Source organism: Rhodanobacteraceae bacterium, from assembly GCA_024234055.1.
GTDB lineage: Bacteria > Pseudomonadota > Gammaproteobacteria > Xanthomonadales > SZUA-5 > JADKFD01.
On the sequence record JACKOW010000025.1, the window covers coordinates 1 to 8,881 of the forward strand.

Here is an 8,881-nt window from a genome sequence, read left to right on the forward strand (position 1 = left end):
CGTGCCCCGTGCCCCGTGCCCCGTGCCCCGTGCCCCGCGCCCTCAGGCCAGATACCCGCCATCCACCGGCAGTACGGTGCCGGTGACATAAGCCGCGCCGGGACTGAGCAGATAGAGCACTGCGGGGGCGATTTCATCGGGTTGGGCCATGCGTTGCTGCGGTATCAGCGGCATGATCATCTTGAGGATGGCCGGTGTTTGAGTGATGGCGCTGGCGAACTTGGTGTCGGTCAGGCCCGGCAGTACCGCATTGACTCGGATCTGCTGCTGCGCCAGTTCCTTGGCCCAGGCCTGGGTCATCGAAATGATGGCGGCCTTGGAGAAGGAATAGACGCCCTGGCCCCAGGCCGGGCGCACGCCGTTGACGCTGGCGATGTTGACGATGGAACCGCCCTGCTTCATGCGTTTGGCGGCCTGCTGGGTCATGTACCAGTAGCCGCGGATATTGACGTCGACGGTCTTGTGATAGGCGTCCAGTCCCATGTCGAGCATGGGCCCGAAGTAGGGATTGGCGGCGGCGTTGTTGACCAGCAATTGCGGTGTCAGACCTTTCTGATCCAGCTCCGCGAACAATGCGTCGATGGCTTCCGGCTCGCCGATGTGGGCGGCTACCGCGACAGCCTCGCCGCCGTCATCGCGGATGCTCTGGGCCACTGCCTCGCAGGCATCCTGCTTGCGGCTGGAGATGATCACCCGGGCGCCGTGTGTAGCCAGCAGGCGCGCCGTGGCTTCGCCGATGCCGCGGCTGGCGCCGGTGATCAGGGCGGTCTTGCCGGAAAGATCGAAAGTGGCGGCGGACATGCAATTCTCCTGAGCTTTGGCTTGAGTGGATGGCTCCGAGTCTGCATGCTAGTGCGGCGTGTCATAAATACCTTGAATTATTTCCGCGTCTTTCGACTCCGATGCTGCGTTGCTCGTCGGCGCCATAGCGCTGCCATGACTTCTCCTCGCGCCTTGCCTCGGGCCGAAATCCATCGGAAATTACTTCAACCTGTTCATGACACACCACACTAGATCGTGATCCATCCAAGGGGACAGATGATGGCGGGGCAGCGGGTACTGGTGACCGGTGCGGGCAGCGGATTGGGCCGTGAGCTGGCGCTGTGCTATGCCCGACGCGGTGATCGGGTCGCCTGTGTCGATCTCTACGCCGATCGGGCCGACGAAACCGTGCGTCTGTTGCCAGGAGGCGGACATCTGGCTCTCGTCGCCGACGTCGGCTCGGACGCCGCCATGGCGGCGCTCAAGGCTCAGGTCATGGGCGCCTGGTCAGGGCTGGACGTGCTGGTCAACAATGCCGGCATCGCCTGTGGGGGCGAGTGCGCCCGCACCAGCGCTGCGGAATGGCAGCGCACCATCAACATCAACCTGATGGGCGTGGTTCGCGGCGTGCGTGAGTTTGTGCCGATGATGGAGGCGCAGGGCAGCGGTCGGGTCATCAACGTCGCTTCCTTTGCCGGGCTGGCAGGCGCTCCGGGTCTGGGCGCCTATGGCGTGTCCAAGGCCGGCGTGGTGGCCCTCTCCGAGGGCATGCGCGCCGAACTGCAGCCCAAGGGCATTCACGTCAGCGTGCTGTGTCCGAGTTTCTTCAAGACCAATCTGCTGCAGTCCTTCCAGGGCGAGAACGATGTGCCGCTCAAGCATGTGGCCGCGAAACTCATGGAAAGCAGCCCGATCAATGCCGCTGACGTCGCGCGCTACACCATTGAGGAGAGCGAGCGCGGTCGCTTTCTGCTGCTGCCGCACAAGGACACCCGCATCCGCTGGTGGCTGAAGCGCTGGATGCCGGGCCTGTATTTCCGCGAACTGCTGCGCTATGTGGCGAAGAACACCCGCAAGGCGGGGTGAGAGCGGGTTGTTGGTTGTCGGTTGCCGGTTGTCGGTTGTTGGTATGAGCGGATGTTGGTTGTTGGTGTTGGTGCGGGAAGAGCAGTTCAGGGCGGGCTTTTGTGGGTCCAGACTTGTCTGGACGCTTCTCGTCTGGTCCCTTCTCCGGGAGTGGCCGGACAAGTCCGGACCTGCACGAGCTACCACACGTAGAGCGTCACGTAGCCCGCTACGCGGCCAACGTGAGCTACGTAAGAAGGCTCCCCTCCGCGTCCTCCGCGCCTCCGCGTGAGATCGCCCTTGCCAACCAGCAACCAGCCTCAACTCTCGCGCTCGGCCACGTAGTGAGCCAGCCCGCGCAGCGTGTCGGCCTGGTGGTCGAATTCAGCAAGCGCGTCTATGGCGGCCGCCAGATGCTGCTGTGTCAGGCGTCGTGATTCTTCGATGCCGACCAGGGCCGGATAGGTCGGCTTGCCGCGGGCCAGATCCGAGCCCTGGGGCTTGCCGAGGACCTCGGTGGTGCCGAGCACATCGAGGATGTCGTCATGAATCTGGAAGGCGAAGCCCAGCTCCCGGCCGTAGCGGTCCAGCGCCGCGTACTCCTGGCTAGATTCAGGAACGCCGGCCGCCAGGGCGCCGAGCAGTACCGAGGCGCGGATCAGTTCACCGGTCTTGTAGCGATGCATCCGCTCCAGCTCATTGAGGGTCAGGGTCTGTCCAACGGCGGCCAGATCTATGGCCTGTCCACCGGCCATCCCACGCGATCCGCAGGCGCTCGCCAGTAGTCGAAGCATGGCCAGCTGCGCCTTGGCCGGCCACAGACCGGAGGCGCTGGCCAGCACTTCGAAAGCCAGGGCCTGCAGGGCGTCTCCCGCCAGGATCGCCTCGGCTTCGCCAAATGCGATATGGCAGGTAGGCTTGCCCCGGCGCAACTCATCGTTGTCCATCGCCGGAAGATCGTCGTGGATCAATGAATAGGCGTGGATGATCTCCACCGCTGCGGCAGGTGGATCGAGCAGCTCCGGCGGGGCATTGAGCGCCTTGCCGGCGGCGTAGACCAGGGCCGGACGCAAGCGCTTGCCGCCACCCAGCACGCTGTAGCGCATGGCCTGGTGCAGGCGCTCGGGAAGTTGTTCAGCTGCCGGCAACGAGACCTGCAGCGCGCGCTCGGCGCGCTCGGCCGCTTCGGCGAGAAAATCCAGGACCGGGAAAGGCATCGTGGTGCGGCTCAGGGTGTTTCCGGGTCCAGCCGCACGCGACCGCTGGGGTCATTGCCCTTGAGCAACAGATCGACACGAAGTTCGGCCTCGTTCAGCGCCTGCTGGCAGTTCTGGTACAGCAGCATGCCGCGTTCAAAGGCCTTGACCGAATCTTCCAGAGTCAGCTCACCGTGCTCCATGCGCGCCACCAGCGATTCGAGCTCGTCCAGCGACTTCTCGAAATCGGCGATGGCGCCCGGCTGCGTCACGGGTTTGGATTCGGTCGTGCTCATGGGCGCGCAAGGTAGCGCAGCCGCCTTGCCGGAGCAAGCACCTGTGCCGTGGACGAACTTTCCCGGCGGGCGGCAGTCCCTTGACTACAGGCACGCTAGAATGGCGCGATGTACCTAGACTTCTACGGCCTCTCCGAGGCACCTTTCTCCATTACCCCGGATCCGCGCTTCGTCTATTTGAGCGAGCGCCACCGGGACGGACTGGCACATCTGTTGTACGGCGTCGGTCAGGGGGGCTCTGGCGGTTTCGTGCAGCTGACCGGCGAGGTTGGCACTGGCAAGACCACCTTGTGCAGGCTGCTGCTGGAACAACTGCCCGACAAGACCCGCGTGGCCTTGTTGCTCAATCCACTGCTGAGCCCGGTGGAACTGCTCGAAACCATCTGCGAAGAGCTGCACATCGAAATCGAGGATGCGCGCGGCAGTCTGAAGACGCTGACGGATCGACTGAACGCCTTTCTGCTCAAGGCGCACGCCGCCGGCGAGCGGGTGGTGGTGATCATCGACGAGGCCCAGAACCTGTCGGTCGACTCGCTGGAGCAGGTGCGCTTGCTGACCAATCTGGAAACGGCCACGCAAAAGCTGCTGCAGATCATCCTGCTGGGCCAGCCGGAATTGCGCGAGTTACTGGACAGGCCAGACTTGCGACAGCTGGCACAACGCATCACCGCGCGCTATCACCTGACACCGCTGGATGCCGACGAGACCGAAACCTATGTGCGTCATCGGCTGCACGTGGTGGGCAGTGAGCGCTTGCCATTCACCCGCCTGGCGCTGCGTACCCTGCACCGTCGCTCCGGGGGTGTGCCCAGGCTGATCAACGTGATCGCCGACCGGGCGCTGGTGGCCGGGTATGCGCGCTCGCTGGACAGCATCAATGAGCGGGTCATTGACGAGGCTGCCGATGAGGCACTGCATGGCGGCTCACGTCGCCGCCGCCGGCTGTGGATGAGTGTGGCGGCGGCGCTGGCGCTGATCGCCCTGTCGCTGGTCGCATGGCGCTGGCCGCGCGCGTCCGATCCGGCGACCGAGGCGGTGGCTGCCGATGCGCCTGTGGCGCCGGCCGAGGCCCCCTCGGAAGCACTGCAGCGTCTGCTGGCGAGCCATGAAGAGTCGGACATGCGCCCCTGGCAGCGTCTCGCCGAGCTTTGGTCTTGGCCGGCGGACGCCGATCAGCTGACCAGACTGGCCGCTTGTGGTGGTCGCATCGAGCCCGGCATCAACTGTCTGCGCGCCTCCGGGCCGCTGGGACGGCTGGGCAAGCTGGGCCGTCCGGTCATCCTGCGATTGCGCGGCGAGAGCGGCTTTGCCTCGGCGGTTCTATTGGCGCTGGATGAGCGGCAGGCCCGAATCGAGCTTGGTGGTGAAACCCTGACTCTGCCGCGGTCCTTGATCGAACTGCATTGGTTGGGAGACTATCGGGTCATGTGGCGTGCACCAGAGTGGGTGCCGGCCACCCTGCGCAACGGCGATCGCGGACCCGGCGTAAACTGGTTGCGTGAACGATTGGCCGCCGCTGAGGTCCAAGAGGGTCTGGAAGGCCCGATTGGACAGGGCGAAGTCTTCGATACAGAGTTGGAACGCCGCTTACGACGTTTGCAGATTCGTTTGGGGCTGGTCGCAGATGGCATTGCCGGGCCGGAAACACAGATGGCCCTGGCCAGTTTCGATGAGGAAGGCCCGCGCCTTGCGCGCCTGGAATTGCCCCGAGGTTGATGTATGTCCCTGATACTGGATGCGCTGAAGAAATCCGAGGCCGAACGCCGACGCGGCCTGCCGCCGAGTCTGCATGCGCAGTTCGGTACGCCGCGGCGCCCGCGCCGCGCCCCGTGGGCGGTGGGTGCGGGCGCCGTGCTGTTGATGGCGGGTCTGGGCGGCAGTTGGTTCTGGCTGGCGCAGGATCCGACAGCGCCCACCCCTGGGTCGACCGGGACCTCGCTGGCCGACGTCGATCAGTCGGGAACGGCGGACGCGCCCGATACGCGCCCAGCGGTCGATATCGCCAAGATGGCGGCACCGGCCCCCGCAGCAGTGTCGGCAGCTGTTGCCGCGGCAGCACCCGTGCCGACTCGGGCCGTTGGCGAAGCTGCGTTCGGGGGCGTGGGTGGTGATGGCAATGGTGGCACGGTGTCCGGCGGTGGGCTGCCAGTGCCGCAACGCGCGGGCTTGTACACGCCATCGGTCAGTCCGACGACGACCGTCGCCAGTCAGCCGCCGGCGGTGCCGGTAGCTGCGCCGCCGAGCGCGCCGGTCGTGGCGCCGGACGAATCATCCGAAGCCGTGACAGCACCTGCGACTGCACCTGCGACTGCCGTGGCGATGACCACGCCTCCAGCATCATTCAACCCCGCGGTGGTTGATCCGGCAGCGACGAAGCCGGAAGAGAAGCTGCCGCTGATGTATGAACTGCCTTACGGCACGCGCAAGGAGCTGCCCAAGCTGGAGCTGACCATGCACGTGTTCAGTCCAGTCCGCGAAGAACGTTTCATTGTGCTCAATGGCAAGCGCTACACCGTGGATTCTCCAGCCCCCGGGCCTGAATTGACTCTGCTCGACATCGTCGCTGACGGCGTGGTGCTCGAGTTTCGCGGACAACGCTTCCTGCTGCCAAACCAGGTGTTCTGAGCCCGCGGGAGACAGCGGTGTTCGTTCAGATCGACGAGAAGCGCAAGCGCAAACTGCGCTGGGCCACGCCCTTGCTGGTGTGCGCCTGTCTGTTGATTGCGGTCTGGCAAGCCCTGATGTCACCGTCCGAACGCCTGGTGTTGCTGCAGAGCTGGGGGACAGTACCTGCCGAGTTGCAGCTGAACATCTCGGCCCTGCTGGCAGGCCCAGGCCTGCGTCTGTTCAGTGCCCTGTTCGTGCACGCCGACTGGACCCACCTGTTCGGCAATCTGTTGTTTCTGGGGCTATTCGGCAGCGCCGTGGAGCGCACGCTCGGGCCAGTCAGAATGCTGCTGCTGTTCCTCATCGCCGGCGCCGCCGCGAACTTGTTTGCAGCGCTGGTCTCGCCACTGGCCAACGCACCGATCATCGGCTCCAGTGGTGCGGTCTCGGCGCTGATCGGCGCCTACGTACTGCTCTTCCCCACCTCGAATCTGGGCGTGATCCTGCCGTTGGGATTGTATTTTCAGCTGGTGCGGGTGCCGGCCGTGCATCTGATCGGCATCTGGCTATTGTTTCAGGTGCTTGAGACCATGGGCTCGCGCACCGGCGCCATCGCCTGGTGGGCGCATGTCTTCGGCTTCGTCAACGGATTGTTCCTGGCGCTGACCCTGCGACCGTGGCTGTATAGGCGCGATGCGAGGTTGGTCTAGCGGTGAGGCTTGCGGGGAGTAAAACGTAAAACGTAAAACGTAAAACGTCAATTGGAGCCCGCTGCAGCGGCGTGCGACCATTGACGTTTTACGTTTCACTTTTTACTGCTTTGACGGCTCTTCGAAATGGCCACCAAGAAACTCTACAAGATCGTCTTCCACAATCAGGGCAAGGTCTACGAACTCTATGCCCGCAGCGTGAGCAGCAGCGAGCTCTGGGGTTTCACCTGCGTGTCGGAACTGGAATTCGGCTCACGCGAAGGCGTGCTGGTTGATCCCACCGAGGAGCGTCTGCGCGAGGAATTTGCCGACACCAAGGTCTTGCATCTGCCGATGCAGAGCATCGTCCGTATCGAAGAAGTCGCCACGCGTGGGGTTGCGGTGATCCGTGACGGCGTCAGCGGCGACAAGATCGTGACTCTGCCGCTCCCGCCATCGCGCCTGGGGTGAGGCGTGCCAGTCGCGGATGAATCCGCTCCCGCAGGGAAGCGGCGTCCCGGGCCTCTGGGCCTGAAGCGCCGGGGAGCCGCCGCGCGGGCACCCTCGACCTGCGTTCTCACTGTCTCGCGGATTCTGACGGCGCCTCGGCCACGTCCTTGGCTGCGCTATCTGCAGGCGCTTTCCAGCGCGCCAGTGCCTTGAGGATGTTCAGCGCCTCGCCGAGCACGAAATCGCGGGTCGGATCGCTGGCAGGGACGGCCGTCGCTGCGGCTTCGCTGCCGCCCTCGGGGGCGCTGCGGCCGTTGCCGTTGCCCAGGTGGCCGGGAAGATCGGCTTCGGTCAGGTTACGGTTGATCGAACTCAAGGGCTTCAGTTCGGCAGCTTGCAGCTCTACATCGGGTTCAATGCCCTCGGCCTGGATCGAGCGGCCGTTGGGTGTGTAATAGAGCGCCGTGGTGAGCTTGATGGCCTCACCGCTGGCCAGCGGCAAGACCGATTGCACCGAGCCCTTGCCGAAGGTGCGCTGTCCCAGGATCAGGGCGCGTTGGCGATCCTGCAGGGCGCCGGCCACGATCTCGCTGGCCGAGGCCGAGCCGCCGTCGACCAGAATCACCAGTGGCGCGCCCTTGAGCACATCGCCCGGATTGGCGGTGAACTCGGCGCTGGCCAGTGCCACGCGGCCGCGGGTGCTGACGATCGGGCCGGATTCGAGGAACAGGTCGCTGACGTCGACGGCGGCGTCGAGCAAGCCACCGGGATTGCTGCGCAGATCCAGGACCAGACCTTCCAGCGGCTCGCCCGGCTTGATCAGGGCAGCGATGCGCTTGGCAGTTTCGGTGGCGGTATTGGTCTGGAAAGCGGCGATGCGCACATAGCCGAAACCCGGCGCCAGCAGGCGTCCGCGCACGGCGGTGACGTCGATGACCTCGCGCACCAGGGTCAGATCGAAGGAGGGTTGGCCGGCGCGCATCACCGTGAGTTCGACCTTGCTGCCGGCCTTGCCGCGCATGCGGTCGATGGCGACGTCGGCGTTCTCGCTTTCCACGGCAATGCCGTCGATGCGGGTGATGACGTCGCCGGGTTGAATGCCGGCGCGCGCGGCCGGGGTGTCGTCGATGGGGGCGATCACGGTCAGCATGCCGCCCCGAATCTGGACCTCGATGCCGAGCCCACCGTAGCGGCCGCTCGTGTCATCGGTGAGCGACTGCAGATCGGTCTTCTGCAGGTAGGCACTGTGCGGGTCCAGATCCAGCAACAGGCCGCGAATCGCCGATTTCATCAACTGCTCGGCGCTGACCGGCTCGACATAGGAGCGCTGAATCTCGCGGAACACAGCCGTGAACACGCGGATGTCCTCGACGCTGACTTCGTCGCTTATGGGGGCCTCGGTGTCTTTCGGCTCCGCGACCTCCTCGGCTGCCCCTATCGCAGGCGCGCACATCAGAAGCCAGAGCAGAAGGGGGTGGATCAGCTGACGTGTATTCATGGGTGCCGGAAAACCAGTATCAGAGGCGGACATATTTGGCGACGACGCGCGGAAATGCCAGAGCTTTGTGCGGGAGGCATGGGACTTGGGACTCGGGACAGAAACCCCAGGCGTCATCGCGAGCCACCTGATTCGGCCCGAAACTGCCCACGGGCCATGAACCACAAGTTGCCCGTAGGAGCGACCTCGCGTCGCGACCGGCGAGCCGCACGTCCGCCGCGGTGGTCGCGCCGCAAGGGCGCTCCTACGGGTGGACGAAGCTGGCGCTGTGCTCATGCGGACTTCAAATCAACAACTTACGACATGGATTCATGGAGA

Annotated in this window: 9 protein-coding genes; 5 read left to right on the top strand and 4 right to left on the bottom strand. The window is 64.9% G+C overall.

Features of this window, described 5'->3' with window-relative positions; genetic code table 11:
• Positions 1-42: 42 nt before the first annotated feature.
• Entirely contained in the window at positions 43-801 is a 759-nt protein-coding gene (locus tag H7A19_20180; protein MCP5477149.1) for a glucose 1-dehydrogenase, read from the bottom strand.
• Positions 802-1,038: 237 nt separating this feature from the next.
• On the opposite strand from H7A19_20180, the gene H7A19_20185 reads away from it, so the two are divergent.
• Positions 1,039-1,848: an SDR family NAD(P)-dependent oxidoreductase gene (locus H7A19_20185; GenBank protein MCP5477150.1), complete on the top strand. Its 810-nt coding sequence runs from the start codon at positions 1,039-1,041 to the stop codon at positions 1,846-1,848.
• A gap of 299 nt (positions 1,849-2,147) precedes the next feature.
• Here H7A19_20185 and ispA read toward each other — a convergent pair whose 3' ends face one another.
• Together ispA and H7A19_20195 are read right to left on the bottom strand one after the other, a co-directional pair.
• Complete coding sequence (ispA, locus tag H7A19_20190; GenBank protein MCP5477151.1) at positions 2,148-3,044, bottom strand: (2E,6E)-farnesyl diphosphate synthase; 897 nt, start codon at positions 3,042-3,044, stop codon at positions 2,148-2,150.
• 11 nt (positions 3,045-3,055) lie between these two features.
• Positions 3,056-3,319, bottom strand: coding sequence for an exodeoxyribonuclease VII small subunit (locus H7A19_20195; protein ID MCP5477152.1), 264 nt, complete (start codon positions 3,317-3,319; stop codon positions 3,056-3,058).
• A gap of 108 nt (positions 3,320-3,427) precedes the next feature.
• Between H7A19_20195 and H7A19_20200 the strand changes: the two genes are divergently transcribed.
• From H7A19_20200 to H7A19_20215, 4 genes are all read left to right on the top strand, one after another.
• Complete coding sequence (locus tag H7A19_20200; GenBank protein MCP5477153.1) at positions 3,428-5,035, top strand: AAA family ATPase; 1,608 nt, start codon at positions 3,428-3,430, stop codon at positions 5,033-5,035.
• 3 nt (positions 5,036-5,038) lie between these two features.
• Complete coding sequence (locus tag H7A19_20205) at positions 5,039-5,944, top strand: general secretion pathway protein GspB (GenBank protein ID MCP5477154.1); 906 nt, start codon at positions 5,039-5,041, stop codon at positions 5,942-5,944.
• Between the two features lie 17 nt (positions 5,945-5,961).
• Positions 5,962-6,636 carry a rhomboid family intramembrane serine protease gene (locus H7A19_20210; GenBank protein ID MCP5477155.1) on the top strand — a complete coding sequence of 225 codons (675 nt, stop codon included), beginning with the start codon at positions 5,962-5,964 and terminating at the stop codon, positions 6,634-6,636.
• Positions 6,637-6,762: 126 nt separating this feature from the next.
• Positions 6,763-7,086, top strand: coding sequence for a DUF1820 family protein (locus H7A19_20215; protein ID MCP5477156.1), 324 nt, complete (start codon positions 6,763-6,765; stop codon positions 7,084-7,086).
• Between the two features lie 106 nt (positions 7,087-7,192).
• Here the strand turns inward: H7A19_20215 and H7A19_20220 are convergent, their stop codons facing one another.
• Positions 7,193-8,563 carry a S41 family peptidase gene (locus H7A19_20220; protein MCP5477157.1) on the bottom strand — a complete coding sequence of 457 codons (1,371 nt, stop codon included), beginning with the start codon at positions 8,561-8,563 and terminating at the stop codon, positions 7,193-7,195.
• Between the last annotated feature and the right edge of the window lie 318 nt (positions 8,564-8,881).